Source organism: Symbiobacterium sp. (assembly GCF_040797425.1).
Taxonomy (GTDB): domain Bacteria; phylum Bacillota; class Sulfobacillia; order Symbiobacteriales; family Symbiobacteriaceae; genus Symbiobacterium.
Genome location: NZ_JBFNEH010000035.1, coordinates 21,626 through 42,961, shown reverse-complemented (window position 1 = coordinate 42,961; position 21,336 = coordinate 21,626). Strand labels below are relative to the sequence as shown.

Annotated in this window: 19 protein-coding genes; 5 read left to right on the top strand and 14 right to left on the bottom strand. The window is 70.0% G+C overall.

What is annotated here, in order from left to right; all coding sequences use genetic code 11:
• Positions 1 to 47: 47 nt before the first annotated feature.
• The 5 genes from ftsH to AB2385_RS11780 form a co-directional block, all read right to left on the bottom strand.
• Positions 48 to 1,784 (bottom strand): ATP-dependent zinc metalloprotease FtsH, encoded by a 1,737-nt coding sequence (ftsH, locus tag AB2385_RS11800; RefSeq protein ID WP_367655201.1) that lies wholly within the window; start codon positions 1,782 to 1,784, stop codon positions 48 to 50.
• A gap of 388 nt (positions 1,785 to 2,172) precedes the next feature.
• Positions 2,173 to 3,492, bottom strand: a complete 1,320-nt coding sequence (locus AB2385_RS11795) for a citrate (Si)-synthase (protein ID WP_367655200.1) — start codon at positions 3,490 to 3,492, stop codon at positions 2,173 to 2,175.
• Positions 3,493 to 3,541: 49 nt separating this feature from the next.
• Positions 3,542 to 4,489: a malate dehydrogenase gene (mdh, locus tag AB2385_RS11790; protein ID WP_367655199.1), complete on the bottom strand. Its 948-nt coding sequence runs from the start codon at positions 4,487 to 4,489 to the stop codon at positions 3,542 to 3,544.
• 35 nt (positions 4,490 to 4,524) lie between these two features.
• A complete protein-coding gene (icd, locus tag AB2385_RS11785; RefSeq protein WP_367655198.1) occupies positions 4,525 to 5,790 on the bottom strand; it encodes an isocitrate dehydrogenase (NADP(+)) in 1,266 nt (421 codons plus the stop codon).
• A 396-nt stretch (positions 5,791 to 6,186) separates the two neighbouring features.
• The gene (locus AB2385_RS11780) at positions 6,187 to 7,281 is read right to left on the bottom strand and encodes a hypothetical protein (RefSeq protein WP_367655197.1); all 1,095 of its coding nucleotides are present in this window, start codon (positions 7,279 to 7,281) and stop codon (positions 6,187 to 6,189) included.
• 124 nt (positions 7,282 to 7,405) lie between these two features.
• On the opposite strand from AB2385_RS11780, the gene AB2385_RS11775 reads away from it, so the two are divergent.
• Positions 7,406 to 8,233 carry a class I SAM-dependent methyltransferase gene (locus AB2385_RS11775; protein WP_367655196.1) on the top strand — a complete coding sequence of 276 codons (828 nt, stop codon included), beginning with the start codon at positions 7,406 to 7,408 and terminating at the stop codon, positions 8,231 to 8,233.
• 64 nt (positions 8,234 to 8,297) lie between these two features.
• Positions 8,298 to 8,531, top strand: a complete 234-nt coding sequence (locus AB2385_RS11770; RefSeq protein ID WP_367655195.1) for a hypothetical protein — start codon at positions 8,298 to 8,300, stop codon at positions 8,529 to 8,531.
• Positions 8,532 to 8,609: 78 nt separating this feature from the next.
• Here AB2385_RS11770 and AB2385_RS11765 read toward each other — a convergent pair whose 3' ends face one another.
• From AB2385_RS11765 to AB2385_RS11750, 4 genes are read right to left on the bottom strand one after another with little or no spacing between them, the layout of a single operon-like run.
• A complete protein-coding gene (locus tag AB2385_RS11765; RefSeq protein ID WP_367655194.1) occupies positions 8,610 to 9,020 on the bottom strand; it encodes a hypothetical protein in 411 nt (136 codons plus the stop codon).
• On the bottom strand, positions 9,017 to 9,313 hold the full coding sequence (locus AB2385_RS11760; RefSeq protein WP_367655193.1) for a metal-sensitive transcriptional regulator: 297 nt from the start codon (positions 9,311 to 9,313) through the stop codon (positions 9,017 to 9,019). The genes AB2385_RS11765 and AB2385_RS11760 overlap by 4 nt, the downstream gene beginning before the upstream one ends.
• Positions 9,306 to 9,944 (bottom strand): DUF1405 domain-containing protein, encoded by a 639-nt coding sequence (locus tag AB2385_RS11755; protein ID WP_367655192.1) that lies wholly within the window; start codon positions 9,942 to 9,944, stop codon positions 9,306 to 9,308. Before AB2385_RS11755 ends, AB2385_RS11760 begins: the two co-directional genes overlap by 8 nt.
• Positions 9,945 to 9,971: 27 nt before the next feature.
• Positions 9,972 to 10,499 carry a TlpA family protein disulfide reductase gene (locus tag AB2385_RS11750; protein ID WP_367655191.1) on the bottom strand — a complete coding sequence of 176 codons (528 nt, stop codon included), beginning with the start codon at positions 10,497 to 10,499 and terminating at the stop codon, positions 9,972 to 9,974.
• A gap of 211 nt (positions 10,500 to 10,710) precedes the next feature.
• Here AB2385_RS11750 and AB2385_RS11745 point away from each other — a divergent pair, with 211 nt between their 5' ends.
• The 3 genes from AB2385_RS11745 to AB2385_RS11735 are packed head-to-tail and all read left to right on the top strand — an operon-like array spanning position 10,711 to position 15,219.
• Positions 10,711 to 11,670, top strand: coding sequence for an AAA family ATPase (locus tag AB2385_RS11745; RefSeq protein WP_367655190.1), 960 nt, complete (start codon positions 10,711 to 10,713; stop codon positions 11,668 to 11,670).
• Positions 11,651 to 12,979 (top strand): DUF58 domain-containing protein, encoded by a 1,329-nt coding sequence (locus AB2385_RS11740; RefSeq protein ID WP_367655189.1) that lies wholly within the window; start codon positions 11,651 to 11,653, stop codon positions 12,977 to 12,979. The genes AB2385_RS11745 and AB2385_RS11740 overlap by 20 nt, the downstream gene beginning before the upstream one ends.
• Complete coding sequence (locus AB2385_RS11735) at positions 12,943 to 15,219, top strand: DUF3488 and DUF4129 domain-containing transglutaminase family protein (protein WP_367655188.1); 2,277 nt, start codon at positions 12,943 to 12,945, stop codon at positions 15,217 to 15,219. The genes AB2385_RS11740 and AB2385_RS11735 overlap by 37 nt, the downstream gene beginning before the upstream one ends.
• Before the next feature lie 367 nt (positions 15,220 to 15,586).
• Here AB2385_RS11735 and AB2385_RS11730 read toward each other — a convergent pair whose 3' ends face one another.
• From AB2385_RS11730 to thrS, 5 genes are all read right to left on the bottom strand, one after another.
• Positions 15,587 to 16,087 (bottom strand): hypothetical protein, encoded by a 501-nt coding sequence (locus AB2385_RS11730; RefSeq protein ID WP_367655187.1) that lies wholly within the window; start codon positions 16,085 to 16,087, stop codon positions 15,587 to 15,589.
• A gap of 162 nt (positions 16,088 to 16,249) precedes the next feature.
• The gene (thrB, locus tag AB2385_RS11725) at positions 16,250 to 17,224 is read right to left on the bottom strand and encodes a homoserine kinase (protein ID WP_367655186.1); all 975 of its coding nucleotides are present in this window, start codon (positions 17,222 to 17,224) and stop codon (positions 16,250 to 16,252) included.
• Positions 17,225 to 17,231: 7 nt separating this feature from the next.
• Positions 17,232 to 18,407, bottom strand: coding sequence for a threonine synthase (gene thrC, locus AB2385_RS11720; RefSeq protein WP_367655185.1), 1,176 nt, complete (start codon positions 18,405 to 18,407; stop codon positions 17,232 to 17,234).
• A 3-nt stretch (positions 18,408 to 18,410) separates the two neighbouring features.
• The gene (locus tag AB2385_RS11715; RefSeq protein ID WP_367655184.1) at positions 18,411 to 19,001 is read right to left on the bottom strand and encodes a GNAT family N-acetyltransferase; all 591 of its coding nucleotides are present in this window, start codon (positions 18,999 to 19,001) and stop codon (positions 18,411 to 18,413) included.
• Positions 19,002 to 19,087: 86 nt separating this feature from the next.
• The gene (gene thrS, locus AB2385_RS11710; protein ID WP_367655183.1) at positions 19,088 to 21,043 is read right to left on the bottom strand and encodes a threonine--tRNA ligase; all 1,956 of its coding nucleotides are present in this window, start codon (positions 21,041 to 21,043) and stop codon (positions 19,088 to 19,090) included.
• Positions 21,044 to 21,336 lie beyond the last annotated feature (293 nt).

Below are 21,336 nucleotides of genomic sequence, written 5' to 3'. Positions count from 1 at the left end.
CTGCTTTTTTCAGCAGAAATGTTGTGGCCTACCCACGAAAACTTTACTCACACCAACGCCTCCACGGCCGGGCCCTCCAGCCGCTCCTGCTCCAGGAGCGCCGCCGCCACGCGCTCCAGCGCCTGCCGGCGGGCGGCCAGCAGTCCCCGGGCCCGCGCCAGGGCTTCGTCCATCAGCGACCGCATCGCCCGGTCGGCCGCGCGCAGGCTCTCCTCCCCGGGCTCCTGCTCGGCCTGGCCCACCCGCAGCGGCCCGATGTCGGGGTGCATGCCCCAGCGGGTCACCATCAGCCGGGCCAGTTCGGTGGCACGCTCCAGGTCATCGGCTGCGCCGGCCTGGGGCTCGCCGAGGATCAGTTCCTCCGCGGCCCGGCCGGCCAGAAGTTCGGTCAGCCGGTCCATGGCATCCTGCCGGGTGTGCAGGTGGCGCTCCTCCTCGGCGTCCCGGAAGAGGGTGTGGCCGTAGGAGCGGCCGTGGGGCAGCACCGTCACCCGCACCAGCTGGCCGGGGCCCCGAAGGCAGATGCCCGCCAACGCGTGGCCGGCCTCGTGGTAGGCCACCCGCAGCCGGTCGGCCCGGGAGTAACCCACGCGCCGCGTCGGGCCGCCCGATGCCACCCGCTCCAGGGCCCGGGTGACCTGCTCCCACCCAATCTCCCGGCGTCCCTCCCGCACGGCCAGCAACGCCGCCTCGTTCAGCAGATTGGCCAGGTCCGCCCCCGTGAAGCCGGGGGTGAGCCGGGCCAGCTCGGCCAGGGCGACGGAGGGGCTGAGCGGTTTGCTCCGGGCGTGCACCGCCAGGATCGCCTCCCGCCCCTTCCGGTCGGGCGGATCGACGGTGAGCTGCCGGTCGAAGCGCCCGGGGCGGAGGATGGCGGGGTCCAGCACGTCCGGTCGGTTGGTGGCCGCCATGACGATGACCCCGTCGGTGGTGTGGAAGCCGTCCATCTCCACCAGCAGCTGGTTGAGCGTCTGCTCCCGCTCTTCGGCCCCGCCGCCGGGGATCACACCCCGGCGCCGGGCGAGGGCGTCGATCTCATCGATGAAGACGATGCAGGGGGCCAGCTTCCGCGCCCGCTCGAAGAGCGCCCGCACCCGGGCCGCGCCGGTGCCGGCGAAGAGCTCCACGAAGTCGGAACCGGAGGCGGAGAGGAAGGCGACGCCCGCCTCCCCCGCCACCGCCCGGGCCAGGAGCGTCTTGCCCGTTCCCGGCGGTCCCGAGAGCAGGATTCCCCGGGGGATGCGGGCCCCCAGCACGGCGTAGCGCTCCGGCTCCCGCAGGAAGTCGACCACCTCCTGCAGCTCCGCCTTTACTTCGTCCAGGCCGGCCACGTCCCGCATCGTCACGGCGTCGCCACCGGGGTGGTAGAGCCGGGCGGGGCTGCGCTCCACGAAGAGGATCCCGCCGCCCCGGCCCATCTCCCGCCGGCTCAGCCAGAGGATGGCGCCCAGCGCCAGCAGCGGCGGTGCCAGCCGAACCAGGGTGCGCAGCAGGGTCGGGTCCGCCGGCTGCGAGTACTCCACCTGCACACCGTACTGCAGGAGCAGGGACTGCAACCGTACGTCGCCGGGAGGCAGAGTCACCGCGGCGCGGGTGCCGTCCCGGTACACTGCTTCCAGCTCGTCCCCCGTGATGCGGACGCTCACCACCTGCCGGGTCTGGACGTCGCGCACGAACTGGCTGTACGGCACGGACGCCGTTTGCTGGGCCCCCGCCTGCCGGCCGACCAGCAGCGCGGCGATCACGAGGACCGCGCCCACCCACCTCCGCACCACGCTTGGCATCGCCACACCTCCCGGCTGAGCAGCCCACCCGGGTCTCTCTTTCTAACACGTACCCCGCACGGCAAAAGTTCGATGCCGTGGGGGCCGCTCTCCGAATCCTATTCGCACGGCCTGTCCGTGGTGCCAGGGGGAATGCGCCGCGGGGGAGGGCTCGTGCTGTGTACGCCTTGCGCCCCGGGGCAGCGGGGCTCGGCGCCCCGGCCGCGTGAGCAGCGGAAGGCTCCTCGGCGGACGGGGCGTGCTCGCTCCGCACTGCGCTTCGCGGCGCCGCGCCGCGCGCCTGCGGAGAACGGTGCAGACGCCCAGAAAGCGAAGTCCGGGGAGCGCCGCCGCCAGGCGCTCCCCGGACCCACGGGACAGTGTTCCGTCTTGCGGCACAGACGAGGCGCTACTCCCGCCCGCCTGCGGCCGCCCATTCCTCCAGCATGGCGGTGGTGACCGACTTGGGCCGCTCGATGGGGTAGCCCAGCGCCCGGTCCCACACGATGTTGGCCATCACGCCCAGGGCACGGCCGACGCCGAAGAGGACGGTGTAGAAGTCCCACTCCCGCACGCCGTAGTGCCACTGGATCACGCCGGACTGCGCATCCACGTTGGGCCACGGGTTCTTGGCCTTGCCGTGCTCCATCAGGACGCCCGGGGCCACCTCGTAGATCATGCTGACCAGCTTGAACAGCGGGTCGTCCGGCATGTGCTTCAGGCAGAACTCCCGCTGGGCGGTGTAGCGCGGGTCGGTCTTGCGCAGCACGCCGTGGCCGTAACCGGGGATGACCTGGCCGGCGTTCAGCGTCTCCCACAGCGCCTCCCGCACCCGCTCCGGAGTGGGCTCTACGCCCTCGCCCAGCTTCTTCTGGAAGTCCATGATCCAGCGAAGGACCTCCTGGTTGGCCAGGCCGTGCAGCGGGCCGGCGAGGCCGTTCAGCGCCGCCGAGTAGGCGTAGTAGGCGTCCGACAGCGCCGAGGCCACCAGGTGGCCGGTGTGGGCGGAAACGTTGCCCGACTCGTGGTCGGAGTGCAGGATGAAGTACATACGGGAGACGTCGTCGTACGGTTTCGGCACGCCCATCATGTGGGCGAAGTTGGCCCCCATGTCCAGGTCCTTGTCGGGGGCAATATGCACATCGTTCTTGTACTTATAGCGGTAGATAAACGCCGCGATCATCGGGATGCGGGCGACCAGGTTGCTGGCGTCTTCGTACATGTACTCCCAGGCCTGGTTCTTGTTGAACTTCCCGGAGTGGTAGTACTTGGCGAACTCCGATTCCCGCTGCATCGCCAGCACGCCCGCGGAGAGCATCACCATCGGGTGGCTGTCCTTCGGCAAGGCCCGGATCACGTCGTAGACGTAGTCGGGCACGACGCGGCGCTGCTTCCACTCCGCGATGACCTCGTCCACCTGCTCCTGCGTGGGCACCTCGCCGGTGAGCAGGAAGTACCAGAACGCCTCCACGGTCGGGTACTCCCCGCCCGGCGGCTTGGGCAGGTCGTTGAAGGTCTCGGGGATGGTCTTCCCCCGGAACCGGATCCCCTCATACGGGTCCAGGTAGGAGATGTCCGTGACCAGGCAGCGGACGTCCCGCGCACCGCGGATCGCCTGCTCGATGGTCACCTTGTCGATCACCACGTGGCCGAACTCTTTGAGGAGCCGCTGCGTGCGGGGGCGATGCTCCTCGATCTTCCGGGCCAGTGCAGTCTTGAGCTGCGACACGCTTATCCCCCTCCCCCGTGTCTGATCTGGCTGCCTTGCTGCGGCGGCGCTACTGGGCCAGAATGCCCGCCTTCAGCATCTCGACGAGCTTCTTCACGCCGGCCGCGCTCTTGTCCAGGGCAGCCTTCTCCTCGGGGGTGAGATCCAGCTCGATCACCCGCTCGAGGCCATTGCCGCCGAGGACCGTCATGACGCCCATGCACATGTCGTGGTAGCCGTACTCGCCCTCCAGGTAGGCGATGGACGGCAGGATGCGCTTGCGGTCCTTCAGGATCGCCTCGATCATCTCCACCAGGGACATGCCGGGGGCGTAGCCGGCGGAGGTGCCCATGAGGTTGACGATCTCGCCGCCGCCCTTGCGGGTCCGCTCCACGATGGCGTCGATGGTCTCCTTCGGCAGCAGCTTCTCCACCGGGATGCCGCCGGCGGAGGTGTAGCGGACCAGCGGGACCATGTCGTCGCCGTGGCCGCCCAGCACGCAGCCCACCACGTCCTGGAAGGAGCAGCCGATGGCCTCTGCCAGGAAGGTGCGATAGCGGGCGGTATCCAGCACGCCGGACTGGCCGATGACCCGGTTCTTGGGGAAGCCCGAGGCCTTCAGGGCCACGTAGGTCATCGAGTCGACGGGGTTGGTGAGGACGATGATCACCGAGTCAGGGGCGTACTTGGCCACCTTCTCGGCCACGTCCTTCACGATCGTCGCGTTGGTGTTGACCAGGTCTTCCCGGCTCATGCCGGGCTTGCGGGGAACGCCGGCGGTGATGACCACCACGTCGGCGCCCCGGATCTGCTCGTAGTCGGCGGTGCCCACGAGGTGGGTGTCGCTGCCGTAGACGGGCATCGCCTCCATGATGTCGAGGGCCACGCCCTTGGCGTAGTTCTCCCGGGCCGGCAGGTCGACCAGCACGATGTCGCCCAGGTCGCGGGCCGCGGCAAACAGGGCGGTTCCCTGCCCGGTGAAGCCCGATCCGATAATTGCGATCTTGTTCCGTCTCATCAGTGACTCATGCTCCTTCCCAAAATCCCGTCAGTCTACATGTTCTCGATGATGAGCCGCCCGAACTCGGAGCACTTCACTTCGGTCGCGCCCTCCATGAGGCGGGCGAAGTCGTACGTGACGGTCTTCTGGGCGATGGTGGCGCTGAGACCCTTGATGATCAGGTCGGCCGCCTCTTGCCAGCCCATGTGCCGGAGCATCATCTCGCCCGAGAGGATCACCGAGCCCGGGTTCACCTTGTCGAGGCCGGCGTACTTCGGGGCGGTGCCGTGGGTCGCCTCGAACAGGCCGTAGCCGTCGCTGTAGGAGATGTTGGCGCCGGGCGCGATGCCGATGCCGCCCACGATGGCGGCCACGTGGTCGGAGAGGTAGTCGCCGTTCAGGTTGAGGGTGGCGATCACGTCCCACTCCTCGGGCCGCATGAGCAGCTGCTGGAAGCTGATGTCTGCGATGCGGTCGCGAATCAGGATCTTGCCCTCCGGCATCTTGCCCTTGTACTCGTCAGACCAGAGCTCTTCCTCCGTGATGACGTAGGGGCGGAACTCCTCCAGGGCCACCTGGTACCCCCAGTCGCGGAAGGCGCCCTCGGTGAACTTCTGGATGTTGCCCTTGTGCACCAGCGTCACGGACCTGCGCTTGTTGTCGATGGCGTACTGGATGGCGGCCCGGACCAGCCGCTTGGAGCCGAACTCCGTCACCGGCTTGACGCCGATGCCCACCAGGTCGCTGCGGTCGGCGTTGGGGATGCGGACCCCCATCTCCTCCGTGAGCAGCTGCTGCATCTTGCGCGCCTCGGGGGTGCCGGCCTTCCACTCAATGCCCGCGTAGATGTCCTCGGTGTTCTCCCGGAAGATGACCACGTTGGTCTTCTGCGGCTCCTTCACCGGGCTGGGAACGCCGGGGAACCAGCGCACCGGACGGACGCAGGCGTACAGGTCGAGCATCTGCCGCAGGGTCACGTTCAGCGAGCGGATGCCGCCGCCCACCGGCGTCGTCAGCGGACCCTTGATGGCGATGCGGTACTCGCGGATGGCCTCCAGGGTGTCGTCGATCAGCCACTCGCCGAACTTGTTCAGGCACTTCTCACCGGCATAGACCTCGAACCAGGAGATCTTCCGCTTGCCGCCATACGCCTTTTCCACCGCGGCGTCGATCACGGGCTGGGCGGCCGCCCAGATGTCGGGGCCGGTACCGTCACCCTCGATGAAAGGGATGATGGGGTTGTCTGGAACGACCAGCCGGCCGTTCTGCATGGTGATCTTCTCACCCGCGGGCGGGGTCAGCTTGGTGAACTTCGCCACAACAGCACCTCCATCGTTCTTGCGGCCATCGCCGCCGCCGGGAGGGCGCAGGCAGCCTGCTGGAGAGGACCCCGCATGGTTCGGGGGTCAGGAGAGCCTGTACCCTCCGCTATGCGAAATGGAACACCTGACCGGACACGGTGGGCTGTCCGCGCCGGTCAAGATCGTGAACATGATCACAGAATGAGCATAGTGGAGGATAGTCAGTGCATGTCAGGACTATGTCTGATTGCCCTCATGCACTATAGTACCAACTCTTTACCCTGTGTGGAAGTATCATTGACGTTTCGAAGATGCAAATATCCTGCACGCTCCGGGCGGAAACCCTCCGGCCCGGGCGCGGCGCCGGCCCGGGGCGCCTCCGACGGCGCGCCCGGGCCGGGCGTCTCCCGGGGGCTAACCGCGGGTGGAGTAGCCGCCTTGCAGCCCCCTGGTGGAGTAAGTACCTGCACGTACCCTGCGCTCCCGCCTCGCCTCCGAGGCAGCCGTACCGGAGGCAGTCGGGAGAGCTGCGACCGGTTCGGACGGGGCCGTCCCCACCACCTGTGCGGCGAGGCCGGGGAGCATGGCGGCCAGGGCGGCCTGCTGCTGCACCGCCTGCTGGGCGAGGAGTTGCTGCGCCAGGGCCTGCTGCTGCGCCCAGAAGGGCCCGCCGTTCCTGGCGGCCGCCATCGTGCTCTGGGAGGAAACCCCCTCATCCGCCGCGTCGTCCGGGTCAGGTGCGGCCGGCCACGGCGCCCCCGGGAGCCCTCCGAAAGCGCCCACCGGGATGGCGGGGAACCCCTGCGCCATCCCCCCAAGGCCCAGGGTTGCAGGAACCGCCGGCGGCACGACCCGGGTGCCGGGCACCCCGGCCGGCGGCACCGGTCCGCCGGCAGGGGCCATCGACGGAGCCATCGGCGCAGCGGGCGCTGCCCCAGGGACCGCCTGCGGCCCGACCGACCCCACTGACGGGATCCCCTGCGGAGCAGTCGCCGCTGGCAGCGCCTGGGGACCGGCCGGAGCCATGACCGGAACCGCCTGCAGGCCGGGCAACCCGAGCGGGAGGCCGGGCATCGCGCCCGGAAGCCCCTGCGCTCCGGGTGCCGCCACCGGGACGACACGGGGCCCGGTCAACCCGGGCGAAGGCGCCGGCCCCGCGAGCGGGGCCATCACCGGAACCGCCTGCGGACCGGGCCCTGCCACCGGCAGCCCGGGCACCGCCCCGGAGGGCGTCCCCTGGGGGCCGGGCGCGCCCCATCCCTGCGACTCCGTCAGCCCCAGCGCCTGCCCTGCCGCGGCGCCCTGCGCGCCCGCAGGCTGCGCCTCCCCCGCGCCGGACTGGCCGGACTGGGCCAGAGCCGGCTGTGCCGCTGCGGTGGGCAGGGCCTGGGGTGCGGCCGGCGGCCGGGGCGGCGGGACCGGCATCGGCGGCATGGGCGGCGGGGGCCCGGGCAGCCTCATCCCGCCGGGCGGCAGGAAGGGCGGGGCAACGATGAGACCGTATCGCATCGACATACCACCTCTCAGCACGCGTTTGGCCTGGTTCAGGCCATCCTATGGGGCCGGTGCCGAAACGGTCCCAGGGGAAGAACGCGCGCCCCCTGAATATGCTGGGGCCGGGAGGTAGAGTGGTGTGGAAGGCGTGAAGGATCGGCTGGCCCGGGGGTACTCGCGGACGTCCGCTCTCTACGACGGCCTGGCCGGCTTCGGGTACCTCGCGGCCATTCGCCGGCTCCTGCCCTTTGTGCGCCTCGGGCCGCGGCCCAACATCCTCGACGTGGGCTGCGGCACCGGGCTCAACCTGCTGGAAGCGGCCCGCCGCTTCGCACCCACCGGCCTCCTGGTGGGCATCGACATCTCGCCGGGCATGGTGGCGGTGGCCACCGCCAAGGCCCGCCGGCTGGGCGCTCCGGCCCGGATCATCCTGGGCGACGCCGAACGCCTGCCGTTCCCGGACGCCACCTTCGACCTGGTCATCTGCAACTCGGTCTTCCACTGGTTCCAGGACCGGCCCGGGACGATGCGGCAGATGGCCCGCGTCCTGAAGCCGGGGGGCTACCTGGTCCTGATCGCCGCCACGGCCCCGGGCTTCCGGGAGTGGTTCCTGCTGATCGACGCCGTGATCCGCGCCATCCTGGGGCCCGAGCGCGCCGCACCGGTGCCGGAGTTGCCCACGCCGGAGGAGGTGGCGTCCCTCATGGAGGCGGCCGGGCTCGCCGTGCTGCGATTTGAAAACCACATCCAGCGCCACCTGGTGACCGAACCGGTTTCCTTTGTGCAGCTCATGTCGGTGATCGCCCCCACGTGGTCGGGCGACCTGACCGACGCAGAGGTCGCGGCGCTGCAGGCCGCGGCGGTGCGGCTGATGGCCGCCGGATGGCCGGGCGGCTTCCCGGTCACCTGGTCCGCCCTGGAAGCAATAGCCATCAAACCATTCACCCCCGGCCGCGATCGCTCATAGGCTGAGAGCAAGCCCCCTCAGGAGGAGCTTGCCGAGGTCACGAGTCGAAAGGAGAGCGCAGCGGATGAACTTTGGTGGATTCGGAACCGCCTTCTCCCCGTTCATCGGCGCCCAGGCCGGTGCAGACGACCTGTTCATCGCGCCCGGCTCGGCCTGGTACCCGGCCGCGAACGCGACAGTCTATCGGGTCTACGAGTACGCGGTGCCCGTCACCACCGTGGCCACGGTGCCATCCGCCTACCCGACGACGGCGGGAATCCCTGCCATCGCCGCGTACCCGGGCTGGTTCGGCATCTGATCCTTCCTACATTCGGCCATCCTGCGGGCGCGCTGAGGGCCGTGGGCGGTGCCCACGGCCCTTCCTGTGTTCGATTGCCTACCACTGCGGTGAGGCGGAGGCGCCCCGGCCGGCGCGGTACTCGAGCAGATGGCCCAGCAGGAGAAGCCCGCCGGCCGCCAGGAAGTGGCCCCTCGCCGGCACGCTCCGCACCGACCCGTAAAGCCCGGCGCCGTAAAGCACCGTGGAGAGTAAGCTGATCAGCGCCGGCCGCCCAACCCGGCGCTGCCGCGCCTCGGCGAGCGCATCGGCGTAGAGTGGCCAGCCGCCGACCAGTTGCAGCAGGGAGCCCCACACCGCCTGCAGCTTCGGGTCGGCCAGGCAGAAGAGTTCGTAGCCCAGGGCCTGGGCCGCGGAATCGGCCAGCAGCGGCAGCGCGAAGATCGCCGTGATCACCAGCCGCCCGAGTCGTTCCGCCCGGGTGCGGGAACGCGCCGGTCTCCCACTCATCGGAGGAAACGCCCCAGCACCTGCATCAGCTCTTCCACTGCCTCGTCACCCTCGCCGCGCCGCACCGCGGCCGCCATGCAGCCTTTGGCGTGGCCCTCCAACAGCATCAGGCTCACCTTGTTGAGGGCCGCCTCCACGGCGGCCACCTGGTTAAGGATGTCGACGCAGTAGCGGTCCTCCTCCACCATCCGCTGCAGGCCGCGGACCTGGCCCTCGATCTTCTTCAGCCTGTCGAGGATGCCCTGCCTGTCGCGCACCAGCGGCACACGCTCCCCCGGCCGCTTCTCAGACATCGGTGACGACCTCCTTCCTCACCCCGCCCTGGCCCTTCCGCTCCCACAGCCCCTGCACCAGCAGGAACGTCCCCCAGATGAGCGAGAGGGCCACGGCCATGCCGCGCGCAAACGCAAACTCCGACCGGTACGGCAGGGTCGGGTGCGTCATCCAGATGCGGTAGTCCACCACGTCCTGCACCAGCATCCAGGCCAGGGCCAGGCCGGCCGCCGGCCAGGCCGGGCGGTAGTGGCGGGCGAAGATCAGCCCCTGGGCCCACATGCCCAGATGCGACAGGGTGAGGTGGACGAACTGGAACTCCCACCCATACTTGATGCCGGCCTCTGGCAGCACGGTGGCCGTCCACAGACCGTACTTCATGTTCGAGACGAAGGCCACCGCGGCCAGGAGCTGCATCGCCGGCCTGCGCCAGTCGAGCCCGGCCAGCATCAGGCCCAGCCAGATGGTAAACAGGAAGGTGGCCCCGGGGCTGTCGGGCACGATGAACCAGCGGCTGCGAGGCGTTTGCGCGAGCTGCGGCCAGTACCAGTAGAAACCGTAGAGCGAGCCAAGCAGGTTGATCCAGAACAGCGCCCACCACCAGCGCCGGTCGCGGGCGACGCTGCGGAAGAACTCCCTCAGACGGGTCATTCGAGTAGGCTTACCCCTTGCCGCGGACTATTTTTCTGCTGTGTTCGAGACCTGCTGTGCGTACTCCTTCATCTGCTCCAGGGTCAGCGGCCCGGCGTGGCGCACCCGGATCACACCGTCGGCGTCGATGAAGAACGAGGTCGGGAAGCCCGCCACCTGGTAGTCGACGGCGGCCTGGCCCCCGTCGTGCACGACGCGGAAGGTGAGCCCGAACTTCTCGGCGAAGGCGGCCATCTTCTCCCGCGTGTCGAGGGAGTCGCCGCTCACCGCCACCACGCGCACCTCGTCGCCCAGCTCCTGGTGGAACGCCTCCATCGCTGGCATCTCTTCCTGGCACGGCGGGCACCAGGTGGCCCAGAAGTTCAGGAACACCGGCTGCCCCTTCAGGTCGGCCGTGGAAATCCGCTCGCCGGTCAGCACGTCGGTCCCCTTGATGCTGGCGGCCAGGTAACCCGGCTGCGGCTTCACCTCCAACCCTGGGGCCGCCGTCTCCTCGCGCACGCCGCCGCAGCCGGCGAGCAGAACGAGGACGAGGAGGACCGGCAGGAATCTCACTGTCAGCCCCTCACGCACCGGAAAGCACCCCATTCTGCGGACTCTGAAGGTAAGTATAGCATAAGCCGTGCGGCTCCCACCCCGGTGGAAACCGGGGGATTCCGCAGAACATATTTGTCTTTTCCGCCGTCTCAGAAGATAGGTGATTTTATCCAGCCCCGCGGCCGGCCCCGGGCCGGCCCATGGACGCTGCCGGAGGTGTGGCACGGACTTGCGCATTCACGAAGCCCTGACCCGGGTGATGCAGAACATCGAGCGCGCCGTGGTCGGCAAGCAGCGGGAGATTCAGTACGTGCTGGCCGCCCTGCTCTGCCAGGGCCACGTGCTCATCGAGGACGTGCCGGGGGTGGGCAAGACCACCCTGGTGCGCAGCCTGGCCCGCTCCCTCGGCTGCGACTTCCGCCGCATCCAGTTCACCCCCGACCTGCTCCCTTCCGACGTGACGGGCGTCTCCGTCTACAACCAGAAGACCGGCGAGTTCGAGTTCCGGCCCGGGCCCATCATGAGCCAGATCGTGCTGGCCGACGAGATCAACCGCACCTCGCCCAAGACTCAGTCTGCGCTGCTGGAGTGCATGGAGGAAGGGCAGGTGACCATCGACGGCGTCACCCGGCGCCTGCCCCGACCGTTCCTGGTGCTGGCCACGCAGAACCCCATCGAGTACGAGGGCACCTTCCCCCTGCCCGAGGCGCAGCTGGACCGCTTCCTGCTGAAGCTGCGCCTGGGGTACCCCACCCTCCGCGAAGAGATGCTCGTGGTGGAGCGGGCGAAGCAGCCGCCGCTGGAGGAGCTGGAGCAGGTGCTCACGGCCGACGAGGTGCTCCGGCTGCAGCAGGCGGCGCGCAGCGTTCATGTGGACGAGGCCGTGCTGGAGTACGTGGTGCGCCTCGTCCAGGCCACCCGCGAACACCGCGACGCTTACCTGGGCGCCTCGCCCCGTGGCTCCATCGCCCTGTATCGCACGAGCCAGGCCATCGCGCTGATCCGCGGCCGGGAGTACGTCACCCCCGACGATGTGAAGGAGATGGCCCCGCTGGTCCTGGCACACCGGGTGATCCTTCGGCCCGAGGCGCAGGTGCGCGGGACCGGGGCGGAGGAGCTGATCGCCGAGGTGCTCACCCAGGTACCGGTCCCGACGGGGGTGAAGAGCCATGCGGCACGGCAGGCGTGACTGGCGGCTGCCGGCGCTGATCCTGGTCGCCTTCGCCGTCGCCCGACTGGGCGGCGGCGAGCTGCCGTACTTCCTGCTCTACACCACCGGGATGGTCTGGATCGGCTCCTGGCTCGCCACCCTGTACGCCTCCCGTCGGGTCGCCGGGCTGCTCACCGTCGACCGGCACCAGGTCCAGGTGGGCGAGACCATCGCGGCAGCGCTGCGCCTGGAGAACTGGAGCTGGCTGCCCGTGCCCTGGCTCGAGGTCGACGACGAGACCCCGCCGCGCCTCATGGCCAGCGACCGGCCCCGCATGGGCACCGCCCTGCCACCCCGGAGCCGCCGCCAGGCGACGGTGCAGTTCACCGCCCGCCGGCGGGGGCGCTGCCCCGTGGGCCCCATCCGCGTCCGGACCGGCGACCCGCTGGGGCTCTTTGTGCGGGAGATCCAGGTCCGTTCGGAGGCGCCCGTCACGATCTACCCCCGGGTGCATCCCCTCGACGACCTGTCCCTCCTGCTGGCCCTGCCCTTCGGCCCGGTGCGCACCCGCGACCGGGCCTTCGAGGATCCTTCCGATCACGCCGAGATCCGCCGCTATGTGCCGGGCGACAACCCGCGTCACATCCACTGGCCCACCACGGCGCGCACCGGCACCCTGATGACCCGCCAGTACGGGCTGAGCGCCACCACACAGCTGGTGCTTTTCCTCGACCTGCACCGCAGCGTTCACGTAGACGGCACCGCGTCCGGCGGCGCCGAAACGGCGGAGACTGCGGTGGAGATCGCCGCCTCGCTCGCCGCCCTGGCTCTGCGCCGCAAGATGGAGGCCGGCCTCTTCTGCGTGGGTCAGGAGCGCTTCGCGGTGAGCCCCGGCGGCAGCGACCGCACCTTCCGTGAGATCATGGAGGTGCTGGCCCAGGTGGAGGCCGTCGGCAACGTGCCGGTCGATCAGCTGGTGGAGGCCGAGGCAGCACACCTGGCTCACCGGGCCACGGTGGTGGTGATCACCCCCCGGCTGAACCAGCGGCTCGCCCACCTGCTCCTGCGCCTGCGGTCGAGCCACCGCGTGATGCTCGTCCTCCTGGATGCGGCCACCTTCGCGGGCCGGCTCACCCCGGCGGACGGCAACCCGGGGAGCACGGCAGATCCGGACGCCACGGTGGGTGCGACAGCGGCCCGGCTGGTGGACATGCTCGCCCTCAGCCGGGTGCCGGTATACGTGGTGCCGGCCGGGGCCGACCTCAGCCGGCTCGCCGCCCTGCGGGTTCACACCGGGGAGGGGGTGTCGCCGTGGCCGCCGCGCGTCCATCCGCGGGCTATCAGCTGACCGTCGTGCTCTTCACGCTCCTCCTGGTCACCCTGGCGGTCCACTCGCTGGCCAGCTTCTGGCGCGTCCCGCTGCCGGGGTCGTGGATCCTGCTCCTGGCCGGCTTCAGCGCACTCTACGGCTGGCTCTGGTGGCGCAGCCGGCGGACCTGGCTTGTCTGCACGGCCGTTGCCGCGGCGGCCTCCGCCTACCTGGTCCGGCGGGACCCGATCTGGCGCTGGTGGCTGGCCCACGTGACAGCCGAGGGGAGGGCGCTGCTGGCCGAGCTCGCGGCCGGGAACCTCGCCGCCAGTTTCGACTACGAATTGGGGTTCGTCCTCGTCGTCCTCGCCGGGGTCGGCGCCGGCCTGCTGATCGCCGCGGAGACCCTGGGCCGGGGGCGCGCGTTCTGGACCATCGGCCTCGGTCTCCTCCTGTTCGGCACCCAGTGGGGCTGGTACTACCAGCCGTCGCTGATCTACTTCCAGGCCTACCTGGTTCTGGCGCTGATGCTCTGGGCGGTGGGGCAGGCGGCCGTGCGGGACGCCCGATGGCGGTCGGAGGGCCGGCACGGGGAGCGCCGCCCCGGGCTGGCTCCGGCGCTGGTCGGGATGCCTGCGGTGGCCTTGGTGGCGACCCTGCTGCCCAGCCATTTCGCGCCGGTGAGCCTGGGCGAACTGGGGCAGCGGATCCAGGATGCGGTGCCCGCCCTGCGCCAGTTCCGGGGCGGCGGAGTGGAGAGCTTCAGCAGCTTCTCGCTGGCCGCTACCGGCTTTGCGCCGGACCTGGGGCGGCTGGGCGGTGCGGTGCGGCCGGACGACCGGGTGGCCCTCCGGGTGGCGGTGAGCGGCCCCCTGACCGGGACGCTCTACCTGCGCGGGGCCATCCTCCCCACCTATACGGGCTCCACCTGGGAGCCCGGCGATTCCCTGTCCTTCACCCTGAGCGACGACAGCCTGCTACCCTCCCTGATGGGGCCCGAGACACGCTGGCGAAGCCTGACGGTGGAGGTAACGCCGGTCCTCAACTTCGGCCGCACCATCTTCCACGTGCTGGAGACCACCCGGGTGGACGGCCTCAGCGGGTACACGGCCGACGTCGAGGCCAACCTCGAGGCCCTGCAGCCCATCGTCCGGGGTGCGACATACACCGTCTCCGCCCGGGTTCCGCAGTACAGCAGCGACCAGATCCGGGCCACCGATGGTGTGCCGGGGCTGGGCATGGCCCGCTACCTGCAACTCCCCGAAGACCTGCCCCGCCGGATCGGGGACCTGGCCCGAAGCGTGACGGAGGGCGAGGCGCACCCCTTCGACCAGGCGGTGGCCATCGAGTCCTTCCTGCGCCAGATTCCCTACACGCTCACCCCGCCGCCCACGCCCGCGGACCGGGACTTCGTGGACTTCTTCCTCTTCAGCGCGCAGCAGGGCTACTGCGTCTACCACGCCTCTGCCATGGTGGTCATGCTGCGGGAGCTGGGCATCCCGGCCCGGTTCGTGGAGGGCTACGCCATCCCGGCCTCGACCCCGTTCACCCTCGATGCGCGGGGCCGATACGTCTACGAGGTCCGCAATACCCAGGCCCACGCCTGGGTGGAAGCCTACTTCCCCGGCTACGGCTGGGTGACCTTCGACCCCACCCCGCGGGCGGACCTGCCGGTGATCGCCCGCAGCGCCCCGCTGACCCTCATCGGGAATGAGGAGCCAATGGAAGAAGAGCCGGTGGAGACGGCGGAGCCGGCGCTGATCCCCACCCCGGCGTCGCCGCAGGCCGAGGAGTCGCCGCAGACGGGCGACCTGCCGGACTCCGGCGGCGGCACGGCCGCTGCGCCCGCAGACCGGTGGCGCAGGTGGCCTCGATACGCGGCAGTCCTCGCGCCGCCGGTTCTCCTCGCCCTGGCCGCAGCCCTGGCCCTCCAGGCGCAGGAGCGCTTCCGCTACCGGGACGCCCGCTCGGTGGTGCAGGAGGCCTGGGAGAAAACCGGCGACCTGCTGGGCCGGTTCGGTCTGGCGCGCCGGCCCGATCAGACGCCCGCGGAGTACGCCCGCACCCTGGCCACGGCGCTGCCGCCGCTGGGAGAGGTCGCCGTCCGGGCCGCCGCCGACTACAGCGCCGCCCGCTACGGCCCGCCCGGCCGGCCCGTGCTCGCCGCCGACGCGAAGCGGGCCCGCGCCTTCTGGCGGCGGGCCAAGGAGGTGCTGCTGGACCAGTTCGGCTGGCGCACCTACCTGTGGCGGCGGCTCAGGTGGCGGGGGAGGCGGTAGTGTCGCCGTGGCGATCACGTGGTCCGACCCGCTCGCCCTCACTCCCGGCCCATCGGTAACGAAATGAGCCACGCGCCACATCGGTCGTGGCTCATGTCGTTACCCTTGATGCTTCCACCATCGTACTCGGAGTTGCCGCCGAGCCTTTCCGGCCACGTGGGGAACAGGTTAGGCCGTCCGGGGCCCTCCTCCCAGTCATCGTCAAGTGCCGCAACAACCCTCCACCCGGGCCGAACGGTAACGATTTGAACCACGCACCACATCGGCCGTGGCTCATTTCGTTACCCTTGATGCTTCAACCATCGTACTCGGAGTTGCCGCCGAGCCTTTCCGGCCACGTGGAGGACGGGTTACGACCCTTGATGCTTCAAGCATTGGGCCTGCATTTCATCCGAGCCTTTCTGGTAAGTTGAGACGAACTCTTGCTTTGGTCGTGCACCAAGTGTAGACCCGTCTCACCCCGGCCGGTCCACCTGCGGCCCGTTCCATCCCGCTGGCCCAGCGGCATCATGCCCGGCGAGTGACCTTCGGATAAGGCGGATACCCCGGCAGCGGCTGATACGGCACCTCGGGCAGGGTCACCGCCCAACTCCTCGCTCCACGCCACGAACTCCTCCAGCACGTCCGCCTCGAGGTACTTGACGGCCATGATGACGTGCCCGAGGAAGTAGGCCAGGCTCCGCCGCATCTCCTTCAGCAGCGCTTCCGGCAGCGTGGAACCGCCCCACGGCCGGCCCCGGACGAGGTGGAAGTACGCCTGCGCCCGGGCTGCGAAGTAGCCGGCTTCCTTGCTCAGGAAGGCCGCCAGGTCGAGCAGCTGCTCCTCGAGCGGAAGGCCCTCCAGCCCGTCGCCGCCCTCCCTCCACAACGCAGACGACCCTGCCGCAGCAGGGTCCGCGCGGACCCAACTGGGGCAGGATCGCCTGAAGCCATCTTCACACCTGGTAGTAGAAGCCGGCCCGGCTGCCGGTCAGCGCACCACCCCGCCGGAGCCTGCCGCACCCCGGGGCACCGGCAGCCTGCCGCCGCCTCAACCCCAGTACGGCGCCCGGTCCAGCAGCTCGTGCTCCCGCCCCGGCCCGGAAAGCACCCGGGCCCCGTCCCGGGCCAGGTCCACGATCAGCGAGCGGGCGTCACTGCCCGCCCACTGGAAGGCGGCCTCCATCGCCAGAGCCACCGGCTCGGCGGACTCGGCCACGAAGGCGATGACGCTGGGCCCGGCCCCGGAGAGAGCCACGCCCAGGGCTCCCGCCGCCCGGGCAGCCTCGAAGACGGAGCGCATCCCGGGCACCAGGGCCGCCCGGTAGGGCTGGTGCAGCCGGTCCTGCATGGCCACATCCAGGAGGTCGGTGCGCCGCTGGGCCAGCGCCGCGACCAGCAGCGCCGCCCGGTTCAGGTTGTAGACGGCGTCCCGCATGGGCACCTCGGCCGGCAGCACCCCCCGGGACTGCTCGGTCTTTTTCCCCTTGATCTGCACCTCGGGCATCACCACCACCGCCCGCAGCAAGCGGGGCGGGTCGAAGCGCAGGTAGAGCGGCCCCCTCTCCGGGTCCATGCAGCAGACCGTAAAACCGCCCACCAGGGCCGGCGTCACGTTGTCCGGATGGCCCTCGATGGCCACCGCCATCCGGAGCAGCTCCTCCCGGGAGAGCCCCGGTTGGCCGGTGCGCTGGGCGACCAGGGCGTTGGCCGCCACCAGCCCGCCGACGATGGCCGCAGCGGAGGAGCCCATTCCCCGGGCCACCGGAATCGCCACCTGCTCCCGGATCAGGAGCCCGTTGGGCTCGTAGCCCAGCCGCTCGAAAACCCGGCGGGCGGCCTGGAAGACCAGGTTCTGGTCGGGCTTCTCGAGGGCTCCGGCCCCGGCGCCCTCCACCTCGATCACCACGTCGTCCACGCCGGTCTCGTCCATCTCGATTACGTTGCGGAGCTCCAGCGCCACGCCCAGGGTGTCGAAGCCCGAGCCCAGGTTGGCGCTGGTCGCCGGCACGCTCACCCGGACCATGGCCGAATCAGCCCCCGAGGACCAGCCGCTCCAGCCGCCCGTAGTCGGCAGGCAGCTTCTCCGGCGCCGCCGAGACCCGGATGGCCGTGTCGGGGTCCTTCAGCCCGTGGCCGGTGAGCACGGCCACCACCCGGGGACGGCCCCCGCGGCCGGTGAACGGCCGGTGCTTCGGCACGGGCACCGGTGCGCCCTCCACGAAACCGTGGGCGTCCTCCCGCCCCTCGAAGTAGCCGCTCGCAGCCAGCTTGATCAGCCCGGCGACCGAGGCGCAGGAGGCCGGCTCGGCAAAGACGCCCTCGGTCGCCGCCAGCCGCCGGTAGGCCGCCAGCATCTCCTCATCGGTGACGGACCAGAACGCCCCGCCGGACTCCCGCACGGCGTTCACCGCACCCTGCCGGCTGGCCGGCCGGCCGATCTTGATGGCGGTTCCCACCGTCCGGGGGTCGTCCACCTCGCCGCCGTTCACCAGGGGCGCGGCCCCGGCGGCCTGGATGCCCAGCATCCGGGGCAGCACCGCGCCGGCCGGTGCCCCGCTGCAGCTGCACGATTCGACGGCACCCATGCCGGCGGCGGCGTATTCCTTGAAGCCCATCCAGTAGGCGGTGATGTTCCCGGCGTTTCCCACCGGGATCGCCAGGAAGTCGGGGTAGCCGCCCAGGGCGTCCACCACCTCGAAGGCCGCGGTCTTCTGCCCCTGCAGCCGGTACGGGTTGACCGAGTTGACCAGGGCGATCTCGGGGTGCTCCGCGGCCAGACGGCGCACCAGGCGGAGGCCGTCATCGAAGTTACCCTCGATCTGGATCGTCCGGGCGCCGTACATCAAGGCCTGAGCCAGCTTCCCCATGGCCACCGCACCGTCGGGGATGACGACGAAACAGGGCAGTCCCGCCCGTGCGGCGTAGGCCGCCGCCGAAGCGCTGGTGTTGCCGGTGGAGGCACAGATCACCGCCTTCGCCCCGGCCTCCACCGCCTTGGACATCGCCAGGGTCATGCCCCGGTCCTTGAACGAGCCGGTGGGGTTCATCCCCTCGAACTTCAGGTAGAGATCGAGCCCCAGTTCAGCGCCCAGCCGCGGGGCGGGCACCAGGGGGGTGTTGCCCTCCAGCAGCGTCACCACGGGGGTCGCTTCGCTGACGGGTAGAAACCGTTGGTACTTCCGAATGACACCTGGCCACGGGGCCATCGCTCACACCTCCTCGCGCCTGGCGACCTGCGCCTGCGCCCACTCCCGCCGGAGCAGCGAGTACATGATGTGGTCGGCGAAGACGCCTTTCACGTTGATCGCTTCCCGCAGGATCCCCTCCGGCCGCATGCCGACCTTCTCCAGCACCCGACGGGACGCCAGGTTGGCGGGGCTGACCAGCGCCTCGATGCGGTTCAGGTCCATCCGCTCAAACCCGAAGCGGATGACGGCGGCCACCGCCTCGGTGGCGAAGCCCCGGCCCCAGTAGTGGCGGTTGAGCATGTACGAAATCTCCGCCCGCCGGTGCACGGGCGACCACCAGTTGAAGCCGCACGAGCCGATCTGCCGGCCCGTCTCCTTCAGCACCACCGCCCAGGGGCTCACCTGGCCCTGCGCGTAGAGGCTCAGGATGTAGCGGATCGAGCGCTCGGTCTCGGCCGGGCTCCGCTCGGGGCCCCAGGTGAGGAACTGGGTCACCAGCGGGTCAGACGTCCAGGCGAACTGGTCGGCCACGTCGTCCAGGGAGACCTTCCTGAGGACCAGCCGCTCCGTCTCCACGCTGGGCAGATCGCCGAAGATGTCCTGGATCTGCATCGGTTGCTTCCTCCGCCGCTTCTCCCCCCGGATGGGGCCGGGCCAGGGGGAACGTGGCCCGGCCCATCCACTGTCTCGACCGGGTTCTAGTCCTCCTTGCCGGAGACCGCCTTGAGGCAGGCGTCGTCCATCGCCTTGCTGGCGATCTCGCTCTGCACCAGTTCCATAAACGCCTCGAGAGGCATGGGCCCGAGGTCCTTCATGCCGCGGCGGCGCACCGCCACGGCTCCGGCCTGGGCCTCCTTGTCACCCACCACCAGGATGAACGGGATCTTCTGCACCTCGGCCTCGCGGATCTTGTAGCCGATCTTCTCGTTCCGGGTGTCGTTCTCCACCCGCAGGCCAGCGGCCTTGAGCCGGGCCACCACCTGAGCGGCATACTCGTGGTGCCGGTCGGTGATCGGCAGCACCCGAGCCTGCACCGGCGCCATCCAGACGGGGAAGTTGCCGGCGTAGTGCTCGGTGAGGATGCCGATGAACCGCTCCAGGGTGCCCATGATCGCCCGGTGGATCATCACCGGCCGGTGCTCCTTGCCGTCCTCGCCGATGTAGGTGAGGTCGAACTTGATGGGCATCTGGAAGTCGAGCTGCACCGTGGCGCACTGCCACTTCCGGCCGAGGGCGTCCGTCACGTCGAAGTCCAGCTTCGGCCCGTAGAAGGCGCCGTCGCCAGGGTTCAGCTTGTAGCTGCGCCCCATCCCCTCGAGAGCCCGGGCCAGCGCCGCCTCGGCCTGGTCCCACAGCTCGATCTCGCCCATGAAGTCCTCCGGACGGGTGGAGAGCTTGATCTCGTACTGCAGGCCCAGCGTGCCGTAGATGGTGTCCACCAGGCCGATAACCTCCCGGATCATCTCCTCGATCTGATCCGGCCGCACGAACAGGTGGGCGTCGTCCTGGTGGAAGCCCCGCACCCGCAGCAGGCCGTGCAGCGTGCCGGAGGCCTCAAACCGGGAGAGCGGGCCGTACTCCGCCACCTTCAGCGGCAGGTCGCGGTAGGAGCGCAGCTCGCTCCTGTAGAGCACGCAGTGGTTGGGGCAGTTCATGGGCTTGATGGCGAAGTCCTGGTCCTCGGCCTTCAGGGTGAACATGTTCTGCCGGTAGTGCTGCCAGTGGCCGGACGTCTCGTAGAGCTTGGACGAGACGATCCACGGGCACCGGACCTCCTGGTAGCCCAGTTCGGCCTGCAGGCTGCGGCTCCAGTTCTCCAGCTCCCGGTAGATCTTGTAGCCCTTGTCCAGCCAGTAGGCGAAGCCGGGGGCAACCTCCTCGAACCGGAAGAGGCCGAGCTCGGGCCCGAGCTTGCGGTGGTCGCGCCGCTTGGCCTCCTCGAGCTGGAACAGGTACTGGTCCAGGTCTTTCTTCGATTCGAAGGAGGTGCCGTAGACCCGCTGGAGCTGCTTGTTGGCCTGGTTGCCCTCCCAGTAGGCGCCGGCCACGCTGAGCAGCTTGAACGCCTTCACCCGGCCGGTGGAGGGCAGGTGCGGGCCGACGCAGAGGTCGGTGAACTCGCCCTGGGTGTAGATCGAGACGACCTCGTCCTCCGGGATCTTGTCGACCAGCAGCACCTTGTAGTCCTCGCCCCGCTCGGCGAAGAAGCGCTTGGCCTCCTCCCGGTCGACCTCCTGGCGGACGATCGGGTAGTCGGCCGCGACGATCTTGGCCATCTCGGCCTCGATCCGCTCCAGGTCCTCAGGCGTGAGCGGCCGGGGCAGGTCGAAGTCGTAGTAGAAGGAGTTCTCCAGGGGCGGGCCGACGGTGAGCTTCGCCTCGGGGAAGAGGCGTTTCACCGCCTGGGCCATGATGTGGGTGGAGGTGTGGCGGAAGACCTCGCGGCCCTCCTCGTCGGCGAAGGTGAGAATCCGCAGCTGGCAGTCCTCCGTCAGCCTGGCCGAGAGGTCGACCAGGCGGTCGTCTACCTTGGCGGCCAGTGCGGCCTTGGCGAGGCCCCGCCCGATCTGGGCCACGGCCTCGGCGATGGTGATGCCCTGCGGAAACTCCCGCACGCTGCCGTCCGGCAGGGTCACGTGCACAACGCTGGACATTGGTGATGAGCCCCTTTCTCTCCGTGGTTGGCGCAAAATGGAACAGCCTCCCGTCCCGCAAGGGACGAGAGGCCAGTGCTCCCGTGGTTCCACCCTTCTTCCCGGTGCGCTGTCTGCACCGGGGCTCGCGTGCGCTGTACAGGGCGCCCCCTCCCGCCTTATCCGCACGGCTTCGGCAGGCAGCTACGGGGTGGTTTCCCACGCACAGGGCCCCGGGGCGCTTTCAGCCGGCGGCGCTCCCTCTCTGGAGGGGATGGGCGTGGTGTTGTCCCCGATCATCGCTGTTCGGATTT